28 protein-coding genes are annotated in these 26,366 nt (G+C 66.2%); 22 read left to right on the forward strand and 6 right to left on the reverse strand.

Annotation, left to right across the window (positions count from 1 at the left end; genetic code table 11):
- Nucleotides 1–147 precede the first annotated feature (147 nt).
- Together VFW04_14225 and VFW04_14230 are read left to right on the forward strand one after the other, a co-directional pair.
- Entirely contained in the window at nucleotides 148–1,878 is a 1,731-nt protein-coding gene (locus tag VFW04_14225) for a HAMP domain-containing sensor histidine kinase (protein HEX5180489.1), read from the forward strand.
- Nucleotides 1,879–1,915: 37 nt separating this feature from the next.
- Entirely contained in the window at nucleotides 1,916–2,614 is a 699-nt protein-coding gene (locus VFW04_14230; protein HEX5180490.1) for a response regulator transcription factor, read from the forward strand.
- Nucleotides 2,615–2,802: 188 nt separating this feature from the next.
- On the opposite strand, the gene VFW04_14235 is transcribed toward VFW04_14230, so the two are convergent.
- Complete coding sequence (locus VFW04_14235) at nucleotides 2,803–2,928, reverse strand: hypothetical protein (GenBank protein ID HEX5180491.1); 126 nt, start codon at nucleotides 2,926–2,928, stop codon at nucleotides 2,803–2,805.
- A 26-nt stretch (nucleotides 2,929–2,954) separates the two neighbouring features.
- On the opposite strand from VFW04_14235, the gene VFW04_14240 reads away from it, so the two are divergent.
- The gene (locus VFW04_14240) at nucleotides 2,955–3,554 is read left to right on the forward strand and encodes an SWIB/MDM2 domain-containing protein (protein ID HEX5180492.1); all 600 of its coding nucleotides are present in this window, start codon (nucleotides 2,955–2,957) and stop codon (nucleotides 3,552–3,554) included.
- Nucleotides 3,555–3,698: 144 nt separating this feature from the next.
- Nucleotides 3,699–4,544: a signal peptidase I gene (lepB, locus tag VFW04_14245; protein ID HEX5180493.1), complete on the forward strand. Its 846-nt coding sequence runs from the start codon at nucleotides 3,699–3,701 to the stop codon at nucleotides 4,542–4,544.
- A gap of 61 nt (nucleotides 4,545–4,605) precedes the next feature.
- On the opposite strand, the gene VFW04_14250 is transcribed toward lepB, so the two are convergent.
- Nucleotides 4,606–4,821, reverse strand: a complete 216-nt coding sequence (locus tag VFW04_14250) for a hypothetical protein (GenBank protein ID HEX5180494.1) — start codon at nucleotides 4,819–4,821, stop codon at nucleotides 4,606–4,608.
- Nucleotides 4,822–5,046: 225 nt separating this feature from the next.
- On the opposite strand from VFW04_14250, the gene VFW04_14255 reads away from it, so the two are divergent.
- From VFW04_14255 to pqqE, 9 genes are all read left to right on the forward strand, one after another.
- Nucleotides 5,047–8,106, forward strand: a complete 3,060-nt coding sequence (locus tag VFW04_14255) for an ATP-binding protein (protein HEX5180495.1) — start codon at nucleotides 5,047–5,049, stop codon at nucleotides 8,104–8,106.
- 21 nt (nucleotides 8,107–8,127) lie between these two features.
- Entirely contained in the window at nucleotides 8,128–8,400 is a 273-nt protein-coding gene (locus tag VFW04_14260; protein HEX5180496.1) for a hypothetical protein, read from the forward strand.
- A gap of 40 nt (nucleotides 8,401–8,440) precedes the next feature.
- Nucleotides 8,441–8,944: a hypothetical protein gene (locus VFW04_14265; GenBank protein HEX5180497.1), complete on the forward strand. Its 504-nt coding sequence runs from the start codon at nucleotides 8,441–8,443 to the stop codon at nucleotides 8,942–8,944.
- A gap of 81 nt (nucleotides 8,945–9,025) precedes the next feature.
- Nucleotides 9,026–9,412 carry a co-chaperone GroES family protein gene (locus tag VFW04_14270; protein HEX5180498.1) on the forward strand — a complete coding sequence of 129 codons (387 nt, stop codon included), beginning with the start codon at nucleotides 9,026–9,028 and terminating at the stop codon, nucleotides 9,410–9,412.
- Nucleotides 9,413–9,446: 34 nt separating this feature from the next.
- Nucleotides 9,447–9,863 (forward strand): BrxA/BrxB family bacilliredoxin, encoded by a 417-nt coding sequence (locus tag VFW04_14275; GenBank protein ID HEX5180499.1) that lies wholly within the window; start codon nucleotides 9,447–9,449, stop codon nucleotides 9,861–9,863.
- Nucleotides 9,864–9,919: 56 nt separating this feature from the next.
- Complete coding sequence (locus VFW04_14280) at nucleotides 9,920–10,324, forward strand: hypothetical protein (GenBank protein ID HEX5180500.1); 405 nt, start codon at nucleotides 9,920–9,922, stop codon at nucleotides 10,322–10,324.
- A 76-nt stretch (nucleotides 10,325–10,400) separates the two neighbouring features.
- Nucleotides 10,401–11,978: an ATP-binding protein gene (locus VFW04_14285; protein HEX5180501.1), complete on the forward strand. Its 1,578-nt coding sequence runs from the start codon at nucleotides 10,401–10,403 to the stop codon at nucleotides 11,976–11,978.
- Nucleotides 11,975–13,321 (forward strand): sigma-54 dependent transcriptional regulator, encoded by a 1,347-nt coding sequence (locus VFW04_14290; protein ID HEX5180502.1) that lies wholly within the window; start codon nucleotides 11,975–11,977, stop codon nucleotides 13,319–13,321. The genes VFW04_14285 and VFW04_14290 overlap by 4 nt, the downstream gene beginning before the upstream one ends.
- Nucleotides 13,322–13,664: 343 nt before the next feature.
- Nucleotides 13,665–14,777: a pyrroloquinoline quinone biosynthesis protein PqqE gene (gene pqqE, locus VFW04_14295; protein ID HEX5180503.1), complete on the forward strand. Its 1,113-nt coding sequence runs from the start codon at nucleotides 13,665–13,667 to the stop codon at nucleotides 14,775–14,777.
- A 97-nt stretch (nucleotides 14,778–14,874) separates the two neighbouring features.
- Here the strand turns inward: pqqE and VFW04_14300 are convergent, their stop codons facing one another.
- Both VFW04_14300 and VFW04_14305 read right to left on the reverse strand, forming a co-directional pair.
- Nucleotides 14,875–16,158, reverse strand: coding sequence for an ABC transporter permease (locus tag VFW04_14300; protein ID HEX5180504.1), 1,284 nt, complete (start codon nucleotides 16,156–16,158; stop codon nucleotides 14,875–14,877).
- Nucleotides 16,151–17,119, reverse strand: a complete 969-nt coding sequence (locus tag VFW04_14305; protein ID HEX5180505.1) for an ATP-binding cassette domain-containing protein — start codon at nucleotides 17,117–17,119, stop codon at nucleotides 16,151–16,153. The genes VFW04_14300 and VFW04_14305 overlap by 8 nt, the downstream gene beginning before the upstream one ends.
- A 150-nt stretch (nucleotides 17,120–17,269) precedes the next feature.
- On the opposite strand from VFW04_14305, the gene VFW04_14310 reads away from it, so the two are divergent.
- The 9 genes from VFW04_14310 (at nucleotide 17,270) to VFW04_14350 (ending at nucleotide 24,742) form a co-directional block, all read left to right on the forward strand.
- Nucleotides 17,270–18,313, forward strand: a complete 1,044-nt coding sequence (locus tag VFW04_14310; protein HEX5180506.1) for a porin — start codon at nucleotides 17,270–17,272, stop codon at nucleotides 18,311–18,313.
- Nucleotides 18,314–18,374: 61 nt separating this feature from the next.
- Nucleotides 18,375–18,692, forward strand: coding sequence for a LysR family transcriptional regulator (locus VFW04_14315; GenBank protein ID HEX5180507.1), 318 nt, complete (start codon nucleotides 18,375–18,377; stop codon nucleotides 18,690–18,692).
- 40 nt (nucleotides 18,693–18,732) lie between these two features.
- Nucleotides 18,733–19,677: an extracellular solute-binding protein gene (locus VFW04_14320; protein HEX5180508.1), complete on the forward strand. Its 945-nt coding sequence runs from the start codon at nucleotides 18,733–18,735 to the stop codon at nucleotides 19,675–19,677.
- Nucleotides 19,677–20,507: an ABC transporter permease gene (locus VFW04_14325; GenBank protein ID HEX5180509.1), complete on the forward strand. Its 831-nt coding sequence runs from the start codon at nucleotides 19,677–19,679 to the stop codon at nucleotides 20,505–20,507. The genes VFW04_14320 and VFW04_14325 overlap by 1 nt, the downstream gene beginning before the upstream one ends.
- The gene (locus VFW04_14330) at nucleotides 20,504–21,586 is read left to right on the forward strand and encodes an ABC transporter ATP-binding protein (GenBank protein HEX5180510.1); all 1,083 of its coding nucleotides are present in this window, start codon (nucleotides 20,504–20,506) and stop codon (nucleotides 21,584–21,586) included. The genes VFW04_14325 and VFW04_14330 overlap by 4 nt, the downstream gene beginning before the upstream one ends.
- A gap of 99 nt (nucleotides 21,587–21,685) precedes the next feature.
- Nucleotides 21,686–22,510: an alpha/beta hydrolase gene (locus tag VFW04_14335; protein HEX5180511.1), complete on the forward strand. Its 825-nt coding sequence runs from the start codon at nucleotides 21,686–21,688 to the stop codon at nucleotides 22,508–22,510.
- A 58-nt stretch (nucleotides 22,511–22,568) separates the two neighbouring features.
- Nucleotides 22,569–23,153 (forward strand): isoprenylcysteine carboxylmethyltransferase family protein, encoded by a 585-nt coding sequence (locus tag VFW04_14340; GenBank protein HEX5180512.1) that lies wholly within the window; start codon nucleotides 22,569–22,571, stop codon nucleotides 23,151–23,153.
- A 704-nt stretch (nucleotides 23,154–23,857) separates the two neighbouring features.
- Nucleotides 23,858–24,073 carry a cold shock domain-containing protein gene (locus VFW04_14345; protein ID HEX5180513.1) on the forward strand — a complete coding sequence of 72 codons (216 nt, stop codon included), beginning with the start codon at nucleotides 23,858–23,860 and terminating at the stop codon, nucleotides 24,071–24,073.
- Nucleotides 24,074–24,196: 123 nt separating this feature from the next.
- Entirely contained in the window at nucleotides 24,197–24,742 is a 546-nt protein-coding gene (locus tag VFW04_14350; protein HEX5180514.1) for a hypothetical protein, read from the forward strand.
- A gap of 72 nt (nucleotides 24,743–24,814) precedes the next feature.
- On the opposite strand, the gene VFW04_14355 is transcribed toward VFW04_14350, so the two are convergent.
- Both VFW04_14355 and VFW04_14360 read right to left on the reverse strand, forming a co-directional pair.
- Nucleotides 24,815–25,291, reverse strand: a complete 477-nt coding sequence (locus VFW04_14355; GenBank protein ID HEX5180515.1) for a hypothetical protein — start codon at nucleotides 25,289–25,291, stop codon at nucleotides 24,815–24,817.
- A gap of 103 nt (nucleotides 25,292–25,394) precedes the next feature.
- Nucleotides 25,395–26,363, reverse strand: a complete 969-nt coding sequence (locus tag VFW04_14360; GenBank protein HEX5180516.1) for an alpha/beta hydrolase family protein — start codon at nucleotides 26,361–26,363, stop codon at nucleotides 25,395–25,397.
- Between the last annotated feature and the right edge of the window lie 3 nt (nucleotides 26,364–26,366).

Genomic DNA, 26,366 nt, shown 5'->3' on the forward strand with positions numbered 1-26,366 from the left:
AAACCAAGTGGGGCGCGCCGGCGTCCAAATGAAGTCCGGACCACGTCCGACCTTCGTCAGGCTGAACCCGGCCGTGCGTTGCGCTGTACATAGTCGAAGTTCCGCCGCTTCGAGACAGCGCGTGTGTTTCGTAACACGAGGGATAGCATGGCCAAGAGTTCGCCGCGCCCGCCGTCGAGTGCATCTGCGGCTCCGCTCGTTGCCGTCCTGCTGCTGACGCTTGGCGTCGCTGGCGCGATCACGTGGGTCGCCTGGCTCTCGACCAGCTCGCATCGCGCGGCGGCCCAGGACGCGATGCGCGACTACGCGGAATTTGCGGCTGCGAACTTCACCGACGCGGCGGGCAAGGCGCTCTACGGCGGCTCCATGGCCATCCTGTCGTCCGTCGGCGCCGGCTCGGCAACGATGGAAGCGGACCATGTGTATCCGCTCACGGTGCTCGAGCACGCCGCGGGCAAGATGCGCGATTGGGGTTGGATGTACGTCCCGACGCCGCGCTACGTGTTCAGCTACGACCTGTCCACGCACAAGGTGCAGGTGGGCGGCGAGAACGCGCCGGGACAAGTCGAGCAGGCGCGGTTGCTGGATTCGCTGTCGGCCAACTTCGACACCGTCAGCAACGTGACCAGCGGCGCCGACCCGCGTGCACGGTCGCTGTACGTGATGATCGACAGCACGACGAACGACACCGGCATCTACCTGATGGTGTTGATGCGCGGCGTGCACGGCGCGCCGAACATGGTCTACGGGTTTTCGACCATGTTCCGCAACTATGCGCAAACCGTTCTGCCCCAGCTCGCCAAGGCCACGCCGCTCGTCCCGCGGTCGCTGACGCACGGTCTGCCTAACGATTCACTGCTGACGATCACCGTGCGCGATGCCGGCGGTCGCACGGTCTATGAATCGTCGACGGCGGGTCTGACGGCGTTCGGCGCAACGCACCAGCTGTGGTCGTTTGCCGAAGGGCCGACGGTCCAGATTGCCGTTCGGAAGCAAGCCGCCGACAGGTTGTTGCGCGGCGGCATCCCGCGGAATCGGGTGCCGCTCCTGGTGGCGCTGCTCCTGTGCACGGGCGCACTGGTGGTCGTCGCGTTCCACCTCGCCCGGCGGGCCGAGGAACTCGCGCATCTCCGTGCGGATTTCACCTCGAGCATGTCCCACGAGCTGCGGACGCCACTCGCTCAGATCGTGTTGTTCGCCGAATCGCTGTCGTTCGGCCGGGTGACGACGGAGCACGGTCGCAGCGATGCGCTGCGGGTGATCCTCCGGGAGGCGCGGCGACTGGGGCATCTCGTCGACAACGTGCTGCTCTTCTCGCGGACGGAACGCCGCGCCACGCACGTGTCGGCGCAGGCGAGGCCGCTGGCGCCGTTGGTGCGCGAGATCGTCGAGTCGTTCGAGCCGTTGGCGAAAGTGCGTCAGTCGTCGCTGCGATTGTCGTTAGACGAGAACGTGGTGGCGCCGGTGGACGAGGGCGCGCTGCGTCAGATTCTGCTCAATCTGTTGGACAACGCCGTGAAGTACGGTCCGGACGGCCAGACGGTGGCCGTGAGCCTCAGCCTGGAGCGCGGGCGGGCGGTGCTGTGTGTGGATGACGAAGGTGACGGGGTGCCGGAGTCCGAGAGTAAACGAATCTGGGATCCGTTCGTACGGCTTCACAGTGGCGAGTATTCCGTGTCTACCGGGAGCGGCATCGGGCTCTCGGTCGTGCAACAGTTAGTCACGCTGCATGGAGGAACCTGTCGCGTCGATGAGGCGCCGACGGGCGGCGCGCGATTCGTCGTCGAGTTGCCCGGCGCCCGTATGGGAGGGGGAGGGGGAGGAGCAGGGAGCATACCGTCCGAAGGAGGAACGCATGATCTCGCTGCCGCACGATAGTACGGTCCAAGGAGTCGCTACGAGCCAGGGAGTTCGCATGCATCGCATCCTGATCGTGGAAGACAATGCCGATCTGGCCTCCGGTCTCCGTACCAATCTCGAGCTTGAAGGATACGACGTATCGATCGCCGGCGACGGAGTGAAAGGTTTGTCGCAAGCGCGCGCGGTACATCCCGATCTCATCATGCTCGACCTCATGCTGCCGAAGCTCGATGGGTATCGGCTGCTTCGCCTGCTGAGGCAGGATGGCTTTGGCGGGCCGGTGCTGGTGCTCACGGCGCGCGGCGATGAGGCCGACAAAGTGCGCGGTTTCCGCTGGGGCGCTGACGACTACGTCACGAAGCCGTTCAGCCTGATGGAGCTCTTGGCGCGCGTCGAGGCGCTGCTGCGCCGCAGCGCGGCGTCGCCGATGCCGGTCCCGACGAAGGTGCCGCCGCCGCCCGTTCGATTCGGCGAAGTGGAGGTGCGGCCGGCGACGCACGAAGTGCTGCGCTCCGGCGAGCCGGTGCCGCTCAGGCCCAAGGAGTTCGACCTGATCATGGCGCTGATTCAGCGCAACGGTCAGGTGGCGTCGCGGCTCGAGCTGCTGCACGAGGTGTGGGGATACGATGCGGAGATCGTGAGCCGCACCGTTGACACGCACATGGCGGAGCTGCGCCGGAAACTGGAGCGCGATCCCGGATCGCCGCGCCATCTCCTAACGGTGCGGAAGACGGGGTATCGGCTCCAACCTTAAAGGCGGACAAGGGATGACAAGGCCGGACAACAGCGAAAGGCGGACACGGCGCGAACACGGCCGGACAGGAGCTGAGGACGGACAAGGCACGAACGCAGTCGCGGGCGAGGAAAGTTCACCGATTCGCGATCTGATTCCAGAGTATTTATTCCGCCGGCTTGCGCGTTTCGCGCGGCCGGCGGAGTCATTTAGATCGGCGCCGTCGCGGCGTCGATGAGCGCTTGGCGGTTTGCGAGCGTCGAGTGGCGCGCGGCAATGACTCGTTCATCCGGCGTTGGGCAGTGCTGCAGAAGCGCATCGCGGAGTCGGCTCATCGCGGACGATGCACATCGTGCGGCGCATGGAATCTGCGCTCGGCATGCTGGTGAGCTTGGTGGCGGATTCATGGGTCGCGCACGATGTGTCGGCACTGGCGGGCGTCGCCATCGCGGAAATTTCGAATGGAGATGCTCGCGTACAGAGGGAAAAATCGCGTGCGTCCCTATTGCGTTGCTGTAGGACCTTCTTAGTTTGTGGCGCGACGGACCCCTTTTCCCTCTATGACGTGATCCTTTCAACCAATCGGGAGAGACCATCGATGGCCACCAAAAAGAAACGCGGCGCGAAGAAGGGCACGAAGCGCACAGCGAAGAAAGCGGCCAGGAAGGGTGGACGGAAGGCAGCACGCAAGGCAGCGCCGCGGAAGAAGCGTGCGCCCAACCCGGCGTTCATGCGTCCGATGCAGCCCGATGATGCGCTCGCAGCGGTGGTCGGCAGCGGTGGCATGCCTCGCACCGAGATCACGAAGAAGCTGTGGGCTTACATCAAGAAGAACAATCTTCAGGATGCCAAGAACAAGCGCATGATCAACGCCGACGACAAACTCGGCCGCGTCTTCAACGGAAAGAAGCAGGTGTCGATGTTCGAGATGACCAAGCTCGCCAGCAAGCACATGAAGTAACTCTCACTCGACGGCGGTTCACGCGTCGAGCAGACGAAGGGGGCGTACCGTGGCGGCACGCCCCCATCGTACATCCAGGGGTCCGGGTCTTGGTTTTCTTCTGGTCGCGGCCCAGAATACGCATGCGATCGCGAGGCCCGGACGATGAGTTCGTCCGCGCTCGTGCAGCTCTCACGCCGACACCACATGGCAGTGGCCGCGAAGAACAAGAACCGGAAAACCACACCGGCCGCGACGAAGCGGCGCAACGTCGTCGCCGAAGCGCGCGGACCGCGCAAGTCCGGGCGCGATGCGCTCGCCGAGTGGAGCAAGACGATCATCGGCGCTGTGGTGATTTTTCTCTTCATCACCACGTTCATCGTCGAAGCGTATCGCATCCCGTCGGAAAGCATGGAGCCGACGCTGCTCGTCGGCGACTTCCTGTTCGCCAACAAGATGATATTTGGCGCGCACGTTCCGTTCACGCACTACAACCTGCCGGGCTTTCGCGATCCGCATCGCGACGAAGTCGTCGTGTATCAGTCGCCGTCGCAGGACCGGTTGCCGGCGAGCATGCGCGTGAAGGATGAGCTCACCCCGACGGTCGTGAAGCGGTTGGTCGGCGTGGCTGGGGATACGTTGTACATGCGCGATGGCATGCTCTACGTCGACGGGATCGCGCAGCGGCAAGGGTTCGGCGTGGGCGACAAGCCGTACGACTATGTCGATGCGCCGGACTCGATTTTCAATTGGCAGATCCCGTTCGAGCTCAAGTCATCGCGCTTCGGGCCGGCGCCGGCGCATCCGTCGCACGACAACTGGGGTCCCTTCGTCGTGCCCGCAGGCCACTATTTCTCGTTGGGCGACAACCGGTACAACTCCGTCGACGCGCGCTACTACGGGTTCGTGCCGCGCGCGAACATTCGGGGCAAGCCGATGTTCATCTACATGTCGTTCGACTTCGAAGACCTGCGGGTGCGGTGGAGTCGCTTCGGGAAGATCATCAGATAGCGGAACCGCACGCCGGTACGCGCGGGACTCGACGCCAGACCGTTAGGCCGGCGAGGCCGGCTCAGCGCTCATCGTCCGCGAGGCGCTTCCACATTTGGTATTCCGGGCCCGCGTCCCATTCCGGCCACTTGGTGTCATCGACGTGCCAGTCGTCAGGTGCGGGATGGTGCAGCTCGCCGCGCCAGGCGTCCTGGTCGCCGAACGACATCTCTTCCGACCACTGAGGCTCCTGTCCTTCTTCGTCCTGCCAGTCGTGGTCTCGCCACGCCATCGACATGATTACGCTCCTGCTCCCGCCGATCGGGTCGCCGCGCAGCGCCGGTCCTGGTATCGGACGCCGGGCGACATTACGTGAGCGACGCCCGGCCGGCCTACACGCAACGAAACAGGCCTTCGGGCGTCATTTCCTCTGGCGGTTTCGTTTCGCGACACGCCCGACGCCCGCGCGCTTTCGCAGCACTTCTCTGGCTCTGACGCGCCTTCCAGTGATACCCCGCAGGGCATGAGTCGGTTTTCATTGATTTCATCTCAGCCGGTTGCCGTCGTGGTCGCCGCCGCGCTGGCGATCCTCGCGATCGCAGTGCTAGGACTGGGCCACGCGTCGGCGACGCCGGTCGTTGCCGACGTCGTGTTGTCGGCGGACTTCGCGGCCTGCATGGCGATGTTCGCGAATGCGCGCACCACATCGCGCGGCACGCGGCAGGCGCTGTTCACCGCGCTTGCGTTAGCCGCGGCATTCGGCTTGATCGGGCGCGCCTCGTGGACGATCGTCGAAGTGTGGACGGGGCACGCGCCGCGGCCGCCCTACGTCGAAGCGATCGCGGGCATCGCGGTGCAGATCTGCGCGATGGTCGGTTTCGCGATGGCGCTCACCCGCTACCGGCACCGCAACTGGATGCGGTTCGAGGCGATGGTCGACGCCTTACTGCTCATCGCGGCGGCGGTGATCGTGATCACGCAGGTATCGGCGTATCCCTCGGCGGGCGCGGCAGCGAACGCGGGGCCGGCGATGCGTCTCGCGGCGTTGAGCTGGAACGTGCTCGGCGTGGCGAATCTGATTCTCATCGTGCTGCTGCTGGTGTGGCGCGGCGAGGTGCTGGGCACGCGGCTGGCGGCCGGGCTCACGGGGGGCGCCGTTGCGTTAGGCGCGGCCAATTTCATCTACGGGCGCGAGGTGTTGTTGGGCGGCGTCGCGGTTCCGCGCGCGGTGGGCGTCCTGTGGTCGCTCGCCGTGCTCTGTATCGCGGTCACGATCCACGAGCCCCGGCGCGCAGCCGGCGCCGTCGACGAGTCGGTCGAGTCGCCGACCTACGCCAGCGACGCCGCGCGCGTGCGCGCCTTCTCCATCGTCGTGGCGATCCTCATCGCCACGTCGAGCGCATCGATGCTCGCGTTCCGCCGCGGCCACAGCATTGCGTTGGGCATCGCGCTCACGGCGTTCGGCGTGCTGCTGGCGATGCGCGCGGGTCACGCGCTGTGGACGCACCGCCGCACGACCATGGTCCTCGAGCACGCGGCCATCGCCGAGCGCGAGATCGCCTCGCTGCTCGAGCAGCGCGTCGACGCACGCACGGCCGAGCTCGCCGAAGCGCACCGGGTGATGCAGCGGATGTGGACGTTAGGCCAACAGATCGCGCTCGAGCTCACCCCCGAGCGCGTCCTCCGGCGGTTCATCGAGGCCGCCATGGATGTATTGCGCGTCGATGGCGGCGCCGTCGGCCTCGTCTCCGGCGACCGCGTGCAGGTCGCGATCACCGCCGGACTCGAGGGCGCGTCGTCGCTCGCCGGACGGAGCTTCCCGGTCTCGACATCCGCCATGGGTCGCGTGGTCCGGACCGCCGCCGCGTGGTGGACCGCGGACGCGCAGCAGTCGGCCGCGGAGGATGACCTGCCGCTCGCCGACGGCGCCCGCGCCGTCGTCGTGATCCCGCTGCAGCGGCGCGGCGAGTGCATCGGCGCGATCATGCTGGTCGCGCGCGCGCCGCGCTCGTTCACCGAGAGCGAGCTCTCGCACGTCGAAGCCATGGCCGACCTGCTCTCCGTCGCCCTCGCCAACGCCGACCTCCTCGAGACCCTCCGTAAGGCAGAGTGGCGGTTCCGCACGCTCTTCCGCGTCGCGCCGGACGCGGTGCTCACGTTGTTCGCGAGCGGCCGAATCGCCGAGGCGAACGACGCGGTGCGCGACATCCTTGGCTTGTATCCGGCGCAGGTCGTCGGGCGCACGCTCGAGGAGTTCGTGACCGAGGAAGAGATCGATCGCTTCCGCGCCGAGCTCAGCAAGGTGTTAGGCGGCGCGCCGACGCGCCTCGAGCTGCACCTGCGGCACGAGGCGGGCATCCGCGTGGTCGCGTTGGCGGCGCGACTGCTGCCCGAGACGGATCCACCGATGGTCCTCATCCTCGGACGCGACATGACGGCCGAACGCGAAATGCGCGCGCGGCTCGCGGAAACGGAGCGGCTCGCCGCGGTGGGCGAGCTCGTGGCCGGCGTCGCGCACGAGGTGAACAACCCGCTGTGCACGATCAGCGCGTTCGCCCAACTGTTGCAGCGCGACGGCGCCATCACCGCCGATCAACGCGAATCGGTGGACATCATCGCGTCCGAGACGATGCGCGCGAGCCAGGTGCTGCGCGACCTGTTGACGTTCGCGCGGCGCAGCGAATCGGATTCGGCGGCGATCCAGGTGAACGAGCTCATCGAGCGCACGATGCGGCTCAGGAGCTACGAGATGTCCTCGCTCGGCATTGCGACGGAGCAGACGCTGGCGAACGAGCTGCCGATGGTCCAGGGCGATCCCCGCCAGCTCCAACAGGTGCTGCTCAACCTGGTCACGAATGCGATCCAGGCCATGGAGCCGTTAGGCGGCGGCTCGCTCCGCGTCGCGACGCGCCGTCACGAGGATCGCGTCCTGATCGAAGTCGCCGACACGGGACCGGGCATACCGGCCGAAGCGCGCGCGCACGTATTCGAGCCGTTCTTCACCACGAAGCGCGATGGCACGGGGTTGGGGCTGAGCGTGAGCTACGGCATCGTGGCCGCGCACGGCGGCTCCATCTCCATTGCGCACACGGGTCCCGGCGGCACAATGTTCCGGGTGACGCTCCCGGCGACCGAAGACGTGGAAGTGCGAGAGGACGCCGCGCCGCCGGCGCGGGATGCGTCGGCATCGCCGTTGTCCGGCATTCATATGCTGTTCGTGGACGACGAGTTGGCGCTCCACCGCGGCATTCGCAGCTACGCACGCCGCCGCGGATTCCGCGTCATCACGGTGCCCGATGGTGCGGCCGCATTGGACGCGGCGCGACGGTCGCGATTCGATGTCGTGGTCTGCGATCTCCGCATGAGCGGAATCGATGGCCCCGCCTTCTACGAGGTGCTGCGACGGGAGCATCCGGCGCTGGCGCTGCGGACGCTCTTCATCACCGGGGACCTCGTGAGCGCGAGCAGCCGGGCGTTCCTCGAGTCCGCGGGCCAACCGGTGCTGGCCAAGCCGTTCGATCTGGATCGGCTCGAAGTGTCGGTCGCGTCGCTGCTGCGAGACGCGCCGGCGGCCGCCGTCTAACGGAATCACATCCGAGGACCGATGGAGCCACGGTTCGCGCTGCTGCTGGCCTTTCTGATACTGGGTGCGCTGGGCTGCGCGGTGTTCATCGTCGTGCGGCTCAGGCGGCTATCCGCGCAGCGGGCCGACGCCGCGGTGCGCGCGGCGGCGACGATGGCCGAGCTCCATCTCATGACCAAGGAACTGAAGGAGCGGCAGGCGAACGAGCCCGCGGAAGACGATCATCGTTCTCCGGGCGAGCGGCTCCTCCGGCGGTATCCCGGCGTCTCCACCGGGGCGCGCCCGGCCGAATGAGCGCCGGCCGGATCGCGATACCCACCGCTCTCGCTTAGGCATGCCAGAATTCTTCCCGCGTCGCACCATCGAGTTTCGCGCCATCGAGCTGAAGTTGCCGCGGCGCGTGTCGCTGTCGCTCATCGGCATGGCCGCACTCACGGCCGTGATCGTCCGGCTGCTGCGGCTGCTCGTCCTGTCCAGCCACGCCTTGACCGTCTGGGAGATCCTGCCGGTCTTCGCCGTCGGCTACATCATTCTGTTAGGCATGGCGGCCGCCTACCTGGGCAACCATCCGGTGCACCAGTGGCTCTGGCGCGCGCCGCTGTTCGCGGCCGTCGAGACCGTCGCCGAGGCGGTGTTCAGCGCCGTGCTCATCGGCATGCACGTCGAGCGAATCGGGCAGGAGCGCGCCGAGTGGGCCAACTGGCTGCCGATGTCGCTCACCACACTGCTGCGGCGCGAGGTCGCGATCGTCGTCTTCGCGGTCGTACTGGCCGTCGTCGTCCAGGCCGTGCGCTCGTCGCTCATCGAAAAAGAACGGGGCGGCGAGAAGCACGTCTGACGCGCGTTCCCGTTGCGAGCAAACGAACGTTATCTTTCCCACGCGCGCGACGAGCGCACCATCTTTCCATCCCGCGATCCCGTGCCTCTCAAGCCTCGCAGCTCGAAGTCCCTCATCGTCGTCGGCGATCGCGTCCTTGTAGCGCTCGAAGAGGGCGAGGAACGCAGCAAGGTGGGCCTCTATCTTCCGCCGACCGCCGTCGACAACCAGGCGGTACAGGGTGGACGGATCACCGCGACTGGCCCCGGCCTCCCGATGCCGGATCCGGGCGAGCCTGGCGACGAGCCCTGGCGCAACGCCCGGCGTGAAACGCGATTCGTTCCCATGCAGGCACGCGTCGGCGATTACGCGCTATTCTTTCGTAAGGCCGGCGTCGAAATCACGTTCGAGGGCGATCGCTACCTCGTCGTTCCGCAGACCGCCATCCTGGCCCTCGTGCGCGACGGCGAGGCCGGGGATGATCTGTAGTCGTCGCTCGGCTTCACTTCAGACGCGAGACACCATGCCGTACGATGAACGGTTCGTCACCCCGATGCGCGAGGAGCTTACGCGGCTCGGCGTGCGAGAATTGCGCACCCCGGAAGAAGTGGACGAGACGCTGCGCGATGCGCGCGGCACGGCGCTGGTCGTCGTGAACTCGGTTTGCGGATGCGCGGCGCGCAACGCGCGGCCGGCCGTTGCGCTGGCGCTCGAGCACGAGCGCGTGCCCGCCACGTTGACCACCGTATTCGCCGGCCAGGACCTCGACGCAACCGCGCGCGCCCGCAGCTACTTCACGGGATACGATCCGTCCTCGCCGCAGATCGGCCTGCTCAAGGATGGCAAGCTGGTGTACATGCTGGAGCGGCACCAAATCGAGGGACGCAGCGCAGCGTCCATCGCGCAGGATCTCGTGGCGGCGTTCGACGAGCACTGCTAGTCGTTCAATCGCGTGCCACATAGCCGGCGGTCGATGCACGAAGCGCCTCGCCAGCCATGAATCGGTTAGTCCCCTATCTGGCTGCGCTTCAGTGGATCGGAGGCCTGGTGCTCGCGTTGAGCGCCTCCGGCCGCGCCCGCGAGTTTCGCCAGCAGGGGACCTGGCCGCGGGCGATGGCGAAGATCGCGCTCGGGCTGTTCGTGATTGCGGCAGTGATCGTGGCGCTTTCGGCGCCGGCGCTCGCACCGATCGTGGCCCGAGTGGTGCCGGCCTTCGACAATCCCTCGCCGTGGCGTCTCGCTGTCTTCCTGACGGCGTGTCAGGCGGGATGGATCCTAGTGCTGGTCTCGATGGGTTGGACCGGCCTGCTGGGCATCGTGAGCCGAAAGCGCCATGCTCGTGCGGAGCTCGACCGGCGTCGCGAACGCGCGCAGGGTCATACCGACCACGACACCCGCTGAATCGCGTCGCTCATCCGCGCGCGGCCGTCGTCGAGTAAGCTTCGGGACGCATCGCTTACCCCCTGGTGGATCGAACATGACCGTCCGCCGAAAGCTCCTCCTCGGATTCACGCTCATGGTCATTCCCGCGCTGCTCATCGGCGCGGAGGCCATTCGTACGAATGCGCAGGAGCGGCGGGCGCTGCAGGCGTTGGGCGAGAACATGGCGCGCACGCGCACCTACGCCGAGCTCGAGGATGCGATGTTCAACGAGTCGCAGGTGATCTGGCGCTATCTGAGCGGGATGGATCCCGCGGCGCGGCGCGACTTCGAGGTGAACCGGCAGGTCGTCACGTACTGGCAGGGTCGCTGGCGCGCGCTGCTGCGCCCGGGCGAATCGGATCTCGCGGACGGCGTCGACGCGATCCAGCGGCAGATGCTCCTGGTGGCCGACAGCGTCTTCACGCTGTACGACGCCGGCCGTCACGCCGATGCATTTCAACTGGCGCAGGGCGAGTTGCGCGACCGGCTGCAACCGGCGCTCCAGGAGGTCAACCGGGACGTGTATCGCCGCGCGCGCGAGTCCAGCGTGCGCGGGGCGTACGCGCGACTCGAGGACATCCTCACCGGCGAAGACCGTGTGCTCATCGGGATTCTGGTGCTTGCGTTAGGCTTGGGCACGTTTGCATCGTGGCTCATCGCGCGCGGGATCGCGTACCCGATCAGCGAATTGGGCAGAGCCATGGCGATCGTCGGCGGCGGCCGGCTCGATCATCCCATTGCCGTCGCCTCGAATGACGAAGTGGGCGAGCTGGCGGTCGCCTTCGCTCGCATGACGGAGAAGCTGCGCGAGTCGCGCGCCGACATGCTGCGGCTCAACACCGAGCTCGAGGCAAAGGTCGCGCAGTTGCAGCAAACGCAGCGGCAACTGGTTCACGCCGAGCGCTTGGCATCGATCGGCGAGATGTCGGCGGCCGTGGCGCACGGGCTGCGCAATCCGCTCGCGAGTCTGCGCGCGGCGGCACAGGTCGCGCTCAAGCGCACGAAGAACGAGGAGTCGCGCGAGCATCTGCAGGACATCATCTACGAGGCGGATCGCCTCGACAAACGCGTCACCCACCTGCTCGACTTCTCGCGCCCAGCGCCGTTTCATCCGCTGCCCGATACCGTGACGCGCATCGTCCAGGATGCGGTGGCGCCGTTCCGGAAGTTGGCGGCCGATCGCCGGGTCGACGTCCAAGTGCGCGTTGCGCCCGGGCTCCCCGACGTGCGCGTGGATCCGGTCCAGGTGGAGCAGGCGCTGGTGGAGGTGCTCTCGAATGCGCTGGACGCGATGCCGGAGGGCGGCGTACTGTGCGTCTCCGCGCACGCCGATGACGCGGGCACTGCGTTAGGCGGCGTGGCGATCGAGATCTCCGACACGGGCGTCGGCATTCCCGAGCAGGTGCTGCCATCGGTGTGCGAACCGTTCTTCACGACGCGGCAAGGAGGAACCGGACTCGGCCTCGCGACTGCCAAACGGTACACGGAGCAGAATGGCGGCCAGCTCGAGATCGAGAGCGGCGCCGGGCGTCCGGGCGGCGGCACCTTGGTCCGGATCCGTCTGCCCGCGGCGGGAGCGCAGGCGCCTCGCGCGGTGGTCGAGACACCGCCGGCGCCGGCGAGCATCACGTGAGCGGCCCCAGCGTCCTGGTGGTGGACGACGAGCGCACGCTCGCGCGCTCGATCAAAGCCTATTTGTCGGAGAGCGGCTACGACGCGGAGGTAGCCGGCGACGCCGAGCACGCGCTGAACCTGCTCGACAAGCTGAGGCCCGACGTCGTGTTCGCCGATCTGCGGTTGCCGGGCATGAGCGGGATCACGCTCATGCAGCGCATCCACGAATTCGACAAGGCGATTCCCGTCATTATCATGACGGCGTTCGGCACCATCGAGGGCGCCGTGGAAGCCGTCAAGTTAGGCGCGTTCGACTACCTCAAAAAGCCCGTCGATCTGGAGGAGCTGAAGCTGCTCGCCGACCGAGCGCGCGAAACGTCGCTGCTCAAGCACGAGCTGTCGTATCACCGCAAACGCGCCGCCGCCGATCTGCATTTCGCCCAACTCATCGGCGAGTCCCCGCCCATGCGTGCGGTGCTCGACCGCGCCCGGCAGATCGCGGCGCTCGAAGACACGCCGCCGGTGCTCATTACCGGCGAAACCGGTACGGGGAAGGGCCTGCTCGCGCGAACGATCCACGCGTCGGGCCGCCTCGCCGCCAAGCCGTTCATCGAGCTCACATGCACTGCACTGCCGGCCAACCTCATCGAAGCGGAGTTGTTCGGCTACGAGCGAGGCGCGTTCACCGACGCAAAGGAGTCGAAGATCGGGTTGTTCGAGGCGGCGGAAGGCGGGACGCTGTTTCTCGACGAGGTGGGCGACGTCGAGGTGTCGCTGCAGGGCAAGCTGCTGCGCGCCGTGGAAGAGGGAGTCGTTAGGCGGGTGGGCGGCCTGCGCGACCGCAAAGTAAACGTCCACATCATCGCCGCGACGAATCGCGACCTCGAGCGCGACGCGCAAACCGGCGCGTTCCGCAAGGATCTGTTCTTTCGCCTCGCGGTCATCGTGCTGCACCTGCCGCCGCTGCGTGACCGGGGACAAGACGTCAACCTCCTGGCCGATCGGTTCCTCTCGCGGTTCACGGCCAAGTACGGGAAGGACGTGCGCGGCATCGATCGCGATGCGCGAGCGGCAATGCTGGCGTACCCGTGGCCGGGCAACGTTCGCGAGCTGAGCCATGTGATCGAGCGCGCGGTACTCTGGAGCCAGGGCGACACGCTCGAGGCCAAGCATCTTTCGCTGATGAGCTCGGTCGACGCATCGAGCCCTTTGCCGGCAAATGGAGTCGAGCTGTCGCAGTTGGAGCGATCGCTCATCGAGCAGGCGCTGCGAGAAGCCGCCGGCAATCAAACAAAGGCCGCCCAGCGACTCGGTATCAGCCGTGATACGCTGCGCTATCGACTCAAGAAGTTCGGCCTCTAGGGAGCAGGAGTTCGACCGGCGCACTGGGTGAAATCACCCAACTTTGGGTGAAATCACGCGCTCGGTTCACTCGAGCGGACCGCGATCTCAGCGAGCTCTACAGCGTAAATTGCTGCCAATGAACGTGTTGGCGAATTCACGGGCGCGGCACATCGCGTGCTAGAAGGGTACTACGTCATGACAACAACGCTGGAGAGATACAATGTCCTGGACGAAGCCTGAATTCGAAGTGGTGGAAGTGACGATGGAAGTGACCGCCTACGTCGCTCGGCGTTAAAATCGCTGGGTTGATGGGAGGCAAGGGGCTCGCCGCGGCGGGCCCTTTTTCCTTGTATCCGATATCATGCAGACAGAACGCCGGCCGACCACGCTGCTCGCGGAACTGACGCACCGCTGTCCGTTGCATTGCCCGTACTGCTCCAATCCGCTCGATCTCGTGCTGTCCAAGGCTGAGCTCGGGACCGAGGACTGGAAGCGGGTGATCAGCGAAGCGCGGCAGCTGGGCGTGCTGCAGCTCGGTCTTTCCGGCGGCGAGCCGCTTTTGCGCCGCGACCTCGAGGAGATCGTCACCCACGCGCACGGCGAAGGCTTGTACAGCACGCTCGTGACCTCTGCGTTAGGCATGACGCACGAGCGCCTGGATCGGCTGGTGGACGCCGGCCTCGAACACGTGCAGATCTCCTTTCAGGACTCGGAACGGGACAGCGCCGAGCGCATTGCCGGAACGCGCAGTTGGGAGGCCAAGCACCGGGCCGCGGCGTGGGTCAAAGCACGCGACGTCGCGTTCTCGGTGAACGTGGTGCTGCACCGCGCGAATCTCGACCGGCTGGAGCAGATCATCGACATGGCCGCTGCGTTAGGCGCCGACCGCGTCGAGCTGGCCAACACGCAGTACTACGGGTGGGCCGTGGCCAATCGTGACGCGCTCATGCCCACGCGCGCGCAGGTTGAGCGCAGCGCCGAAATCGCCGACCGAAAGACCGCCGAGTACAAGGGGCGGATGCAGATCATCTACGTGCTGCCGGATTATTACAGTGAATTCCCGAAACCGTGTTACGGCGGGTGGGGTTCGCTGTACATCATGGTCGCGCCGAACGGCAACGTGCTGCCGTGTCACGCCGCGTCGCAGATCACATCGCTCACGTTCGACAACGTTCGCCATCGCAGCCTCGAATGGATCTGGGAGAACTCGAGCGCGTTCCAGGCCTTTCGTGGCGACGAGTGGATGCGCGAGCCGTGCCGGAGCTGCGCCCGCAAACACGTCGATTTCGGTGGATGCCGCTGCCAGGCGTTCGCCCTCACGGGCGACGCGCGCAACACCGACCCCGTGTGCACGCTCTCACCGAACCGCCCGATGATCGACGCGTTGCTCGATCGCCCCGACGCGCCCGACGGCGCGTACGTCTATCGCAAGATGCCCGGTCCGAAAGACCGCGTGCTGGAACCGGCATCGTGACAGGGCGTCGCGCCAAGCATCGGTGAGTTTTTGCCTACTTTGTAGGCAAAAACTCACCGATGGCGCCGCACCCCTAGGGTACAGCTGAACAGCCACGCTAGCGGCTCGCGCGAACCCAGCGAAGCAGCTCGCGGGGCGACGGACGCTTGCCGTACATGAGCAAGCCCGTGCGATAGATCCGCGCTGCAATCCACACCGCCAGCCAACATCCCCCCGCGAGCGTTGCCAGCGAAAGCGCCACCTTCCATGCCGGAATCGGCACGAGGCTCAAGCGCAGCGGCATGATGATCGGCGATGAAAACGGAATGAACGACAACGCTTCCGAAAGCGCGCTCTCGGGCGTGAAGCTCACCGGCTGAATGAACAGCGCCGTGATCACCAGCAGCAGCGTGACCGGCATCTGCACCTGCTGCGCGTCCTGCTCGCTGCTCGTCATCGAGCCGATCGCCGCGAACAAGGACGAGTAGACGATGTAGCCGAGGATGAAATACACGACCAGCAGCGCTGCCATCCCGGGCGCCACGTGCGGCAGCGAAAAGCTGCCCGCCTCGATGTGCAGCCGCGCCAATATCGGTGCGCGCTGCTGGATGAGAAACATCGTCGCCAGGCCGGAGATGAGCAGCTGCGCGCCGGCCACGCCGCCCACACCCAGAATTTTTCCAAACAGCAGCGTATCCGGCCTGACGCTCGACACCACGGTCTCGGCGACGCGGGTCTGCTTTTCTTCCATCACGCCGCGCATGACGATCTGGCCGTAGAAAAAGATCGTGATGTAGAGCAGAAACGCCACGATGAACGCGACGACGCTCCCGATCTCGCCGGATCCGCCGCGGCCGCGCGCCGTTAGGCGTTCGGTGGACATCTGGAGGTCCAGGGCCGTGAGTGCATCGACCTGGTGCGGGTCCATTCCCGCGGAACGAAGCCGGGTCGCGATCAACTCGTCGTGGACCAGGCGCTGAAGGCGCGACATGTCGATCGTCGATGTCGCGTTCGACCCCGCATAGCGCACGTCGGGCTTCGGCCACAAGAGCGGACCCACCACCAGGTAGCCTTTGCGCCGCCCGGCGATCACGTCACGGGTGGCTGTGGATTCCGCTGCTGCGATTGCCCCCGGAACCACGTCGACGTACTCGGCGGCGGTGTCGCCGGTGACGCCGCCGTCGAGGCGCGCCGCCAGACCGGCGCCGAACCCGCTGCCCGAGGCGTCGATGATCGTGACGCGCGCCATGTCCGGCGACGGCGCGGCGCGCGAGGTGAAGAAGATCGGAATGAAAATCGAGAGCCCGAGAAGGCCAGGCACGAGAATCGTGCTCACGATGAACCAGCGCGATCGGACGCGCTCCATGAATTCGCGCTGCGCGACGATCCAGAGCTTACGCATCGGCCCCTCCCATGGACTCTCCGTTAGACGAGAGCGCGGAGACGCGGTCCACGAACACGCGGTGCAGCGAAGGCTGGACGAGCTCGAATCGCTGGACGATCGCTCCGGCCTCGAGCAGCGCGCGCAGCAGCTGCTGCGGGTCCGCCTCCGGCGCCAGATCCAACTCCATCATCTGGTTCGAGTCGTCCACGCGCGCGACGAGCGTGCGATCCGCGAGCACGCGCGAGACGCCGTTGTGCGAGCCGCCCTCCAGCGCGAGCGCCACCTGCCGCACGCCGTGCGCTCGTCGAACGTCGGCCAGCGTGCCGTCCACGAGCTTTCTGCCGTTGGCGATGATGCACACCGCGTCGCAGAGTCGCTCGGCGCTTTCCATGAGGTGGGTGCTGAAGATCACGGTCTTGCCGGCGTGCTTGAGCTCGATGATGATGTCCTTGAGCGCCTGTGCGTTGATCGGATCGAGCGCGCTGAACGGTTCGTCGAGGATCATCACCACCGGGTCGTGCACCAGGGCGCCGATGAACTGCACCTTCTGCTGCATGCCGCGCGACAACTCTTCGACGCGTGCGTCGCCCCAGTCGCGCTCGGGCGTGATCAGCTGCAGGCGCTCGAGCCACGCGTCGATGCGTTTCGCGGCGTCGGCGGCCGGCACGCCCTTGAGCTGCGCCAGGAACAGCAGAACGCGCCGCACCGTCATGCGGCGATAGAGGCCGCGTTCCTCCGGCAGGTAGCCGACGCGGTCGACGACTCCGGGCTGCCCGTTAGGCGAACCCAGAATCCGGATCGAGCCGGTGTCCGGCTCGATGACATCGAGCACCATGCGGATGGTGGTGGTCTTGCCGGCCCCGTTGGGGCCGAGGAGACCGTAGACCATGCCGGCGGGAATCTGGAGTGAGAGGTCGCGGACGGCGACGTGGTTGGCGAAGCGTTTGGAGACGTGATCGATGTCGACAGCGACGGTCATGGCGCGTCCATGGGCGGGGGAAGGTCCCACAACAATACGGCCGCGGGGCCGCGGGGTTCCAGTCTGAACAGGGCCGCCCTTGCCGGGGCGGCCGGCGCGCTGCAGGTTGGTTGTTACCGTTTGGTAACAACGCCAGCTCCCGCCACCGCCATGCGATCCTCTCGTGCGCGGCACGCCGCGATCGTCGCCGCGTCCGTCTGCGCCGTCCTTCCCGCCGCCGCCGCGGCACAATATCCGCTCGTGGCAACGCCCGTGATCCCGTTAGGCAACCTGTCCCCCAGCATCAAGCTCGGCGGCTACGTGTCGGTGCGGGACACGAAGCATGGCGATTCCACGAGCTTCGCGGTCAACCGCGCGCGGCTCACGGCGATGATTGCGCCGCTCCCGTACCTGGCCGTCCGCGTGCAGGTCGATTTTTCGGGCAACCAAACCGAAACGGTTTCCTCCAGCAACACGGTGCACGGCTTCGAGCTCACCGATGCGTACGTCGAGTTCGCACAGGCGGTGGCGGATTCGGTGCGGTGGGGGCAATTCCACCCGGCGCTGATCGTTGGGCAATTCAAGCAGCCGTTCAGCCTCGAGTATTTGACGTCGTTCGCCTACCTGCGCACGGCGAACCGCGCGACAGCAATCGATCAGTTGACGCCGAAGCGTGACATCGGCGCGATGGGCCAGGTGCAATGGTCCCATTTCGTCACGGCGGATGCATCGGTGACCAACGGAGAAGGGGCCAACGCGCTGTCGAATCCCGACGGCCGCGAGCTGCTCATCGGGCGCGTGACCGTGACTCCGTTCACGTGGCTGGCGCTTGCCGCGAAGCTGGGCAACGAGGGGACGGACCACTTGAGGGGCTACGACGGGCGCATCATGTGGCGCGACCTGCTCATCGAAGGCGAAGGCATTCATCGATCGCGGCCGCTCGGCGGCGACCATCAGGACGCCGGCGGAGGGTATGTGTTGGCCGCCTACACGTTTCTGCCGTGGCTGCAACCTGTGTTCAAGCGCGAATGGTTCAACGACACGAGACAGTTGGACGACACGAACACGGACACGCGGGATGGGTGGTCGACCTTCGGCGTGAACCTGATCACGCCCAGGGAGAATCTCCGGTTTCTCACGGATTGGATCGTGAAGTCTCACCGTCCAGCGCGTGCCGTCAATGAAGTCGACTTCCAGCTCGTCGCCAATTTCTGAGCCCGGCGCGCGTCTGTGCCGCAACGCCGTTCGCTGGCGCGGCGGGGCACGTGCGCGCGCGGTGCTCATCGTGCTGCACGGCGGCGACAAGGTCATCGGGCCGCGATTCATCCAGCTGCTGGAGGAGATCCACGCCCGGGGGTCGATCCGCGCCGCCGCTTCAGCGTTAGGCATCGGCTACCGGCACGCGCTGGCGTGGATCACCCGCGCCGAGTCGCTCGTTGGGCAGGCGTTGGTGGAGCGGCACGCCGGCGGGTCGACCGGCGGCGGCGCGCGCCTAACGGAAACGGCGCTGCGGGTGGCGCGCGCCTACCGCCGCGTCAATGCGTCGATCCACCACCTGGTCGAGCGTGCCGAGCGCGAGATCCTCGACAGCTGAGTTTTCCTTTCGTTCACGGCAGGAGCGAGTCATTATGCGCGTGCGCTTCGTGCTTCCGGCCGTTCTCGCCGTGGCCGCATCCTGCGGCAGGAGAACGCCGGCCTCCGGCAGCGGCGCGATCGTGGTCTACACCGCGGCGAGCGTCGCCATTCCCATCCGCGCCGCGCTCGACACATTCGCCGCGCACCAGCACGTGGCCGTTCAGCAGGAAAACGGCGGCAGTCTCGACATCGCGCGCAAGCTCACCGAGCTGCACGAAATTCCCGACGTCGTCGTGCTTGCCGACTACGACGTCTTCCCGAAGCTGCTCATGCCGGGTCAGACGACGTGGTACGCCGAGTTTGCGCGCAACCGCATGGTGCTGGCGTTCACGAACACGTCGAAGTTCGCGTCGCAGGTAGACAGCCTGAACTGGCCGCAGATCCTGCAGCGGCCCGGCGTGCAAGTCGGGCGGGCGAACCCCGATCTCGATCCGAACGGCTATCGGACGCTGCTCACGATGCAACTCGCCGAGCGCTACTATGAGCAGCCCGGGTTGTACGACAAATTGATGAAGCTGTCACCGGCGAAAAACATGCGGCCCAGAGAGGCAGATTTGGTGGGCGTGTTGCAGGCCGGCGAGTTTGATTACATCTGGTCGTACGAATCGCTCGCGCGGGCGACCAAGCTGCGGTACGTCACGCTCCCTTCCGCGATCGACCTCGGTACGCCGGCGGACACCGACCTCTATGCGCAGGCAACGGTGAAGGTGGCGGGAAAGACCCCCAAGGATACGCTGACGATCAAGGGCGAGCCCATCGTGTATGCCCTGTCGATTCCGACACGCGCTCCGCATCCGGCGGCGGCGAGGGCGTTCGTGTCCTTCCTGTTGTCGCGCGAAGGGCGGAGTCTGTTGCGCGCGAACAAGCTCGAAGCGTTGGACACGCCGGTGATCATCGGTCGCGGAGCGCCCGCATCGGTGCGGGCGGCGGTAACGGCGCCGTGATGGAACCGGTCGCGCGGACGTCATTCGCTCCGCGCTCGTTCGCGGCGCACCGCACGGCGAGCATCCTCGCGGGCTTGTGCGGATCGATTTTTCTACTGTTTCTGGTTGCGCCGATCGCGCGGCTGGTTGCAGGTGGCGGCACGTCCGGTGTAGCGGAGCTCTTCACGGACGCCGAGCTCCGCGGTGCGCTGTGGCTCACCGCGGTGACGGCGACGGTGGCCATGGCCGCCGGTGCGTTAGGCGGCACGCCGCTGGCGTACCTGTTGGCGCGACGGGCCTTCCGGGGGAAAGCCGTCGTTGCCGCGGTGCTCGACCTGCCGCTGCTCATTCCGCATCCCGTGGCCGGCATCGCGCTCTTGTTGATCCTGGGGCGCGGCAGCGCCGTTGGGCGGGCGCTGCTGCACGCCGGCATCCAGGTGGCCGGCTCGCCGGTCGGCATCGTGTGCGCGATGGTGTTCGTGTCGGCGCCGCTTTATATCAGCGCCGCACGGGAGGCATTCGCTCGTGTCGATACGAGGTACGAGTCCGTGGCACGTACGTTGGGCGATCCCGCATGGCGGGCGTTCCGGCGGGTGACGCTGCCGCTCTCGATGCGCGGATTGATCGCCGCCTTAGTGGTGATGTGGGCGCGAGCTGTGAGCGAGTTCGGGGCGATCGTGATTCTCACCTACAATCCGAAAGTGGCGAGCGTGCTCGCGTACGATCGGTTCACCGGTTTCGGCCTAACGGAAGCGCTGCCCGTGGCCGCCGTGCTCTCGATCCTGGCGCTCGTCCCGTTGATCGCCCTGCGCGCACTGCGTCCCGATCGCGGCGCGGGAATGGACGGGTGATCGACGTTGCCGGGCTCGGCACGCAGGTCGGGACGTTCCGGTTGCAGGACGTGACGTTCACGGTACCGCACGGGCAGTACGGCGTCGTGATCGGACCGGCCGGCTCCGGCAAGACGACCTTGCTCGAGACGATCGCGGGCGTGATCGCGCCGCACGCCGGGCACATCGCGCTCGACGGACGCGACGTGACCGCCGCGCCGCCCGAGGATCGGCGGCTGGGCATCGTGTACCAACATGGCTACCTGTTTCCGCACCTGAGTGTGGAGCGCAACGTGGCCTACGGGGCCGCGGATCTCGCGTTCGCGACCGAGATCGCCGGCCGCGTGGGGGCACGGGCGTTGTACGACCGGCCCGTGCCGGCGCTGAGCGGAGGCGAGCGCCAGCTGGTGGCGCTCGCTCGCGCGTTAGCCGTTAGGCCATCGGTGCTGTTGCTCGACGAGCCGTTCAGCGCTCTGGATCCGCGATCGCGCACGATCGCGCGGCGGACCGTGCGCGCGCTGCACCGCGAGCTGGGCATCACGGTGCTCCAGGTGACGCACGATTTCACCGAGGCGGGGTTGCTGGGTGACGTGGCGGTCTTGCTCGACCACGGCCGGGTGCTGCAGGCCGGGCCGCCCGATGACGTGTTTCGGCGGCCCGCGTCTCCGTATGTCGCCGAGTTCCTCGGCGCCGAGAACGTGTTCGCGGGAACGGTTCGCGCGTTAGGCAACGGCGATCCGGAGGCCGCCGAGCTGCGAAACCAGCGCCCATCGCCGGACGGACACCGGTCGCTGGAATTCCGCGCCGGCCCCCTCACCATCTATGCGGTCGGCGATGCCGCTGATGGCGCAACCCACGCCGTGATTCGGGCGGAGGAAATCGTGTTGTCTCGGGAGCCGAGCCCGACCTCGGCGCGGAACCAGTTTGCCGGTACGATCGATGAGATCGCGACGTTGGGCGCGCTCACGCGGGTGTCGGTCGACGTCGGCGGTGCGGTGCTCGTCGCGGCGCTCACCACACGCTCGGCGCAAGAGCTCGGGTTGGCGCGCGGGGGCCGGATCTACGCGTCGTTCAAGGCGATGGCCGTGCATTTGTGCTGAGGCGTGTGCTATCCTGCACATGTGGCTCGCTCGCCGGCCGCACTGTCATTCGCCGACGGGTCAGCGTCCTCTCATCCGCACCGAAGACGACAACGGCACATGATACATCCGCACCGAATCGCCGTGCGGGACGGCGAAGAGCTCTACGCCAGCGCGCGGGGTGCAGGGCGACCCATCGTGTTCATCCACGGTTGGGCCACCCACTCCGACATCTGGCAGTATCAAACGTCGTCGCTCAGCGACGTCGCACGGTGTGTCGTGTACGACAAGCGAAGCCATGGGCGGAGCACTGACCCGGGACGCGGCTACGATTACGATGCGCTTGCCGACGACCTCGCCGCGGTCCTGGACGCGCTCGACGTGCACCAGGCGATCCTCGTTGGGCATTCGATGGGCGCGGCCGAGATTGCGCGCTACCTGCGGCGGCACGGCCAGGACCGCGTTGCGGCGCTCGTGCTGATTTCCTCGGCGCTGCCGTTCATTCTCAAAACCGATGACAATCCCGACGGAATCGACGCTGATGTGTTCGCCAAACGGCGCGACACCTGGACCACCGACATGCCGAAATTCCTGTCGGACAATGCGCGATTGATCGTGACGCCCAGGACCTCCGACGAGACGGTCGCCTGGATCGCACGCATGGGCGAGGCTGCATCACTGCCGGCCCTCATCGCCATGAACCACACGATCACCGAGACGGATCTGCGCCAGGACACGGCGGGCATTTCCGTGCCGACGCTCGTGATTCACGGCGATGCGGATCGGTCCGCGCCGCTCGCGCTGACAGGAATGCGCGTTGCAAAGATGATTGCCGGAAGCGAGCTACGCGTCTATGAAGGAGCGCCCCACGCGCTTCTCGTGACCCATCATCGCCAATTGAACAGCGACCTCCACGATTGCGTCCGGCGGTTGGACGCATCATGAGCGCCCGCGCTCGTGGCGACGACGTGGGTTCCGCGGCGGCCAAGCCGGCGCGGCTCGCATGAGCACGTTAGTCGTCATCATCGCAAGCTGGGCGGCGTTCATCCTCGTCTGGTTAGGCCTGTCGTTTTTCGTCAAACGCGACGTGCGAGGCGGACGATTCGCCAAGGCCTACCGGGTGCGCATGCTCGTCATCGCGATCCTCGTCGTGGTGATCGTCCGATCGCTCCGTCACCACGAGTCGGCCACGCATCACCTGGCGAACAGCCTGGTGTTCTTCTCGCCTTCGTTACTGCTGGCGTGGATCGGCGCGGGGCTCACGGCGCTCGGCATCGCCGTGGCGATTTGGGCGCGGTTGTATCTCGGCCGCAATTGGAGCGCGAGCCCGGCCATGAAGGAAGGACACGAGCTCGTCACCACTGGTCCGTACGCGTTCGTTCGCCACCCCATCTACTCGGGCATCATCCTCGCTACCCTGAGCACCGGGCTCACCGGCTCGGTCTTCGGGATAGTTCTCTTCGTCATCGTGACGACAATGTTCCTGTTCCGCGTCGGCACGGAAGAGCGCTATATGATGGAGTTGTTTCCCGGGACATATCCGGCCTATCGGGCGCGCACGAAGCGATTGGTGCCGCTCATCTGGTGACGCCCATGCCCGCATCGACCACGGCGCCGCCGCGCCTAACGAGCGAGACGCGCGCGCCAGCACGGCCGGGTGCCGGCGCCCTCCTGGAGATAGGATCACCAAGTTCAAGAGACCGTTGTAATTTCGAGCGCACGGTGTTAGCTTGATTAGTACGGCCGGTGCCCAGCGCACGGCCCTCAGGCATTTGGATTTGGGGCCCGCCAGATTGCGGGCCTTTTTTTTGTCGGGTTCTTCGGGAAGTTCCGGGAAACGTGGCCGGAAAGAGAATCGAACGAACGATAGAAGATGGATCGTGAGGCAGGCCGGACGGGCAGAGTGCTACGCTCATGAAGACGCGGACAAAGCAGGACACAACGGACAAAGCACCGAAAAAAAATCAACGCCTTGGTTTTGCTCGTGTTGTGTCCGCTGTGTTCGTGCTGTGTCCGCGTCTTCATGAGCGTAGATACAAGACATGAGGGAACGGCATCCCATCCACTGCTCAGGAGAAGAGAACGTCGGCGGTTTTATCCTTGACCCTGTGTCGGGGGATCCAGCACCGCCGCGCTTCCCGGAAATTCCCGAAGAAATTTGGTTCCAGGCGTTGCCGTCAGTTGACGGCGCCCCTTCGTGAGGGTTGTCACGAGCACGTTGTTGTCGGTTCGTGCAGCACCTGGTCGAAAGACCGCGCTCCGACCACAGCACAGATCAATTTCGAGGAGCACATCATGCGCACGACCGGCGTAGTAAAGTGGTTCAACGATGCAAAGGGCTTTGGCTTCGTCACGCCCGCCGACGGACAGAAAGATTGCTTCGTCCACCACTCGGCCATTCAAGGTGAAGGCTTCAAGTCGCTCTCCGAGGGGGAGACGGTGGAGTTCGACATCGTGCAGGGCCAGAAGGGCCCGGCGGCCGAGAACGTGACACGAGTGGCCCGCTAAAGTACGCGACGATCTCACGTTCACCGGACGCGCATCGCTCGCGGTGCGCGCTCCGGTTAGTCGGGCGCCGGTTGGCAGACGCGAGTCAGACCAGCCGGCGCTCGATCCACGTAAGGAGGTTCGATGATCGACAGCTTGAATTCGCGTCCGCTGGCCGAAAGCCCGCTGTGGGCCGATCGTCCGTCATTCCTCGCCTCGCACCGTGCGCTTGCGATCTGTAAGCACGAGCTCGAGATGCTTGCCGAGAACGTCGTGCGCGGCGTGGCGGCGCTCTCCGGCGCCGGAGTTGAGCAGAAATCGAAGGAACGTCTCTCGCCTGGGCGTTGCATCGTCCAGTTGGGGCCCGTCGCGCTCACCATTACGTGGTTGCGCAGCACCATAGACTCGGTGGCCGATGGTGATCTGCTCGTCATCGTCTGGCACGGTTCCGTGGCGCCGCGCGGAGAGCACCTGCCCGAGCGCATGACGTCGCCGCGCACGCTGGTGGCCGCGACCGCGCTCTGGGAGGAGGTGTTCGTGGCGGCCGGCAGGGATCAAGCGAGCTGGGTCTGGCAGCCGAAAGACGCGAGCGTTCCGGGGTATTCGTCATCGGAGCTCGCCTTGCAGTGCGTCGAGCGGTTGCGCGTGGCGTACGAGGAGTTTCGCGAGAAGGGAGAGGCGGTCGCCTAACGCGTGCGCCGGCTCAGGCGATCGGATCCCCCGCGGCCGGCAGCACGCCGCGGGCGCCGCGCAATCAGGACGTCACAACCGCGCGAGTACTTTCTTGGCCAGCGCTTCTTCCATCTGCTCGAGCTGCTGCGCGGTTTTGGCGGTCTTACCCATCGACACCGTCACACTGAACGCGCGATTGCCCTTCCGGACTTCGAGCTTCGCGTAGTTGCCGCCTCCGGTCCAATACGCCTCATCGCCGAGACCGCTCACCGGATGCGGGCCCATGTTTTTTTGTCCCTGAAACATGTAAACCTGCTGAACCATGAGATTCACGACAGGTTGATCGCTGAACGCGGACGTGTCCGGCGAAAACAAGCAAATGATCTTGCTTCCCAGGTACGGTCGTCCCGGCAGCGACTTCATGCCGACCACCGCGTTCACTTCGGCAACGGTGAGAAGCGAGCAGGGGTCGACCGATGACGCCTGCGCGGCGAGGCGCGGTGCGAGAAGGGCGGAAAAAAGTGCAAGGGAAGCGATCATCCTGACGCCACGCATCTCGACCTCCACGGGTTGGCCTGGGAGCGGAACGGGAGGCTGAGAGTATCTCGCCCAACGGGGACGGCCGTCAAGGGCCGCGGCGACATGCGGTGCTTCCGCGGGACGGGCGTCCTCAGTTGTCGCGCGCGGGGTGTTCGAACTCTCTGCCGATCCACGCCAGACTTTGCGCCACGTGCTCGCTCCAGTAAGTCCACGTGTGCGCGCCGGGGTACTCGTGGTACTCGTGGGGCACGTGCAAGGCTGTCAGTCCGGCGTCGAAGGCACGATTCTCATCGATCCACCGGTCCTCGGTCCCGACATCGAAGTACAATGCCGGCATCAGCTCCGGGTGGGCGTCGCGCAGCCGCTCCACGCGCGTGAGGGGATCGCGCGAGCGCCAGGCAGCGGTGTCTTTGCCTAACGCCTGCTCGAGCGATGGCCAGAGGTCGCCCATGGACTGCCGCAGCTGTTCCAGGTTCGACGCGTAGACGTCGTGCCCGGCGTACGGGTGCGGGCCGGCGTACATCAACTGCAGGGTGCCGGAGTGGCTCGCGGCGGCGCTCCACACCTCGGGGTACTCGAGAGCCAGGTCCACGGCGCCGAATCCGCCCATGCTCAAGCCGGCGATGGCGCGGTGCTGGCGATCGGGCATGGTGCGGTACGCCGAGTCGACGTGGTGCACGAGGTCGCGCGCCACGTAGTCATCGTAATGCGGCCACGGCACACAAAACGTCGAGGCCGGCTCCTTGCGCGTCGTATCGCGCTTGCAGGCGCCGTAGTCGCCCATGGAGTTCCAGGTCGTGTACCAGCTGTCATCGCCGTCGGGCATGACGACGATGAACTCCGGACCGCCGGCGGCGATCAGCGAGTCCATCGTGGCGTCGAGATGGCCTAACTTGACCCAGTTGGTCTCGTCGCCCGAATAGCCGTGCAGATAGTACGCGACCGGATAGCGCCGGCTCGTATCAGCGGCGTACGACGGCGGCAGGTACACGAGATAGTGCTTGCTGACGCCTAACGCGGACGACCACAGCGAATCGGTTCTGACCGTGCCGTGCGATGGCAGCAGCGTCGATGCGGCGAGCAGCAGCTCGAGCAGCATGGC

This window comes from Gemmatimonadaceae bacterium (genome assembly GCA_036273715.1).
Taxonomy (GTDB): domain Bacteria; phylum Gemmatimonadota; class Gemmatimonadetes; order Gemmatimonadales; family Gemmatimonadaceae; genus JADGGM01.

Bases quoted from the DNA above. Each gene is read 5' to 3' on its own strand.
- VFW04_14225 (HEX5180489.1), top strand. From the start codon at position 148: ATGGCCAAGAGTTCGCCGCGCCCGCCGTCGAGTGCATCTGCGGCTCCG.
- VFW04_14230 (HEX5180490.1), top strand. From the start codon at position 1,916: ATGCATCGCATCCTGATCGTGGAAGACAATGCCGATCTGGCCTCCGGT.
- VFW04_14235 (HEX5180491.1), bottom strand. From the start codon at position 2,928: ATGAGCCGACTCCGCGATGCGCTTCTGCAGCACTGCCCAACGCCGGAT.
- VFW04_14240 (HEX5180492.1), top strand. From the start codon at position 2,955: ATGGAATCTGCGCTCGGCATGCTGGTGAGCTTGGTGGCGGATTCATGG.
- lepB (HEX5180493.1), top strand. From the start codon at position 3,699: ATGAGTTCGTCCGCGCTCGTGCAGCTCTCACGCCGACACCACATGGCA.
- VFW04_14250 (HEX5180494.1), bottom strand. From the start codon at position 4,821: ATGTCGATGGCGTGGCGAGACCACGACTGGCAGGACGAAGAAGGACAG.
- VFW04_14255 (HEX5180495.1), top strand. From the start codon at position 5,047: ATGAGTCGGTTTTCATTGATTTCATCTCAGCCGGTTGCCGTCGTGGTC.
- VFW04_14260 (HEX5180496.1), top strand. From the start codon at position 8,128: ATGGAGCCACGGTTCGCGCTGCTGCTGGCCTTTCTGATACTGGGTGCG.
- VFW04_14265 (HEX5180497.1), top strand. From the start codon at position 8,441: ATGCCAGAATTCTTCCCGCGTCGCACCATCGAGTTTCGCGCCATCGAG.
- VFW04_14275 (HEX5180499.1), top strand. From the start codon at position 9,447: ATGCCGTACGATGAACGGTTCGTCACCCCGATGCGCGAGGAGCTTACG.
- VFW04_14280 (HEX5180500.1), top strand. From the start codon at position 9,920: ATGAATCGGTTAGTCCCCTATCTGGCTGCGCTTCAGTGGATCGGAGGC.
- VFW04_14285 (HEX5180501.1), top strand. From the start codon at position 10,401: ATGACCGTCCGCCGAAAGCTCCTCCTCGGATTCACGCTCATGGTCATT.
- pqqE (HEX5180503.1), top strand. From the start codon at position 13,665: ATGCAGACAGAACGCCGGCCGACCACGCTGCTCGCGGAACTGACGCAC.
- VFW04_14300 (HEX5180504.1), bottom strand. From the start codon at position 16,158: ATGCGTAAGCTCTGGATCGTCGCGCAGCGCGAATTCATGGAGCGCGTC.
- VFW04_14305 (HEX5180505.1), bottom strand. From the start codon at position 17,119: ATGACCGTCGCTGTCGACATCGATCACGTCTCCAAACGCTTCGCCAAC.
- VFW04_14310 (HEX5180506.1), top strand. From the start codon at position 17,270: ATGCGATCCTCTCGTGCGCGGCACGCCGCGATCGTCGCCGCGTCCGTC.
- VFW04_14325 (HEX5180509.1), top strand. From the start codon at position 19,677: ATGGAACCGGTCGCGCGGACGTCATTCGCTCCGCGCTCGTTCGCGGCG.
- VFW04_14335 (HEX5180511.1), top strand. From the start codon at position 21,686: ATGATACATCCGCACCGAATCGCCGTGCGGGACGGCGAAGAGCTCTAC.
- VFW04_14340 (HEX5180512.1), top strand. From the start codon at position 22,569: ATGAGCACGTTAGTCGTCATCATCGCAAGCTGGGCGGCGTTCATCCTC.
- VFW04_14350 (HEX5180514.1), top strand. From the start codon at position 24,197: ATGATCGACAGCTTGAATTCGCGTCCGCTGGCCGAAAGCCCGCTGTGG.
- VFW04_14360 (HEX5180516.1), bottom strand. From the start codon at position 26,363: ATGCTGCTCGAGCTGCTGCTCGCCGCATCGACGCTGCTGCCATCGCAC.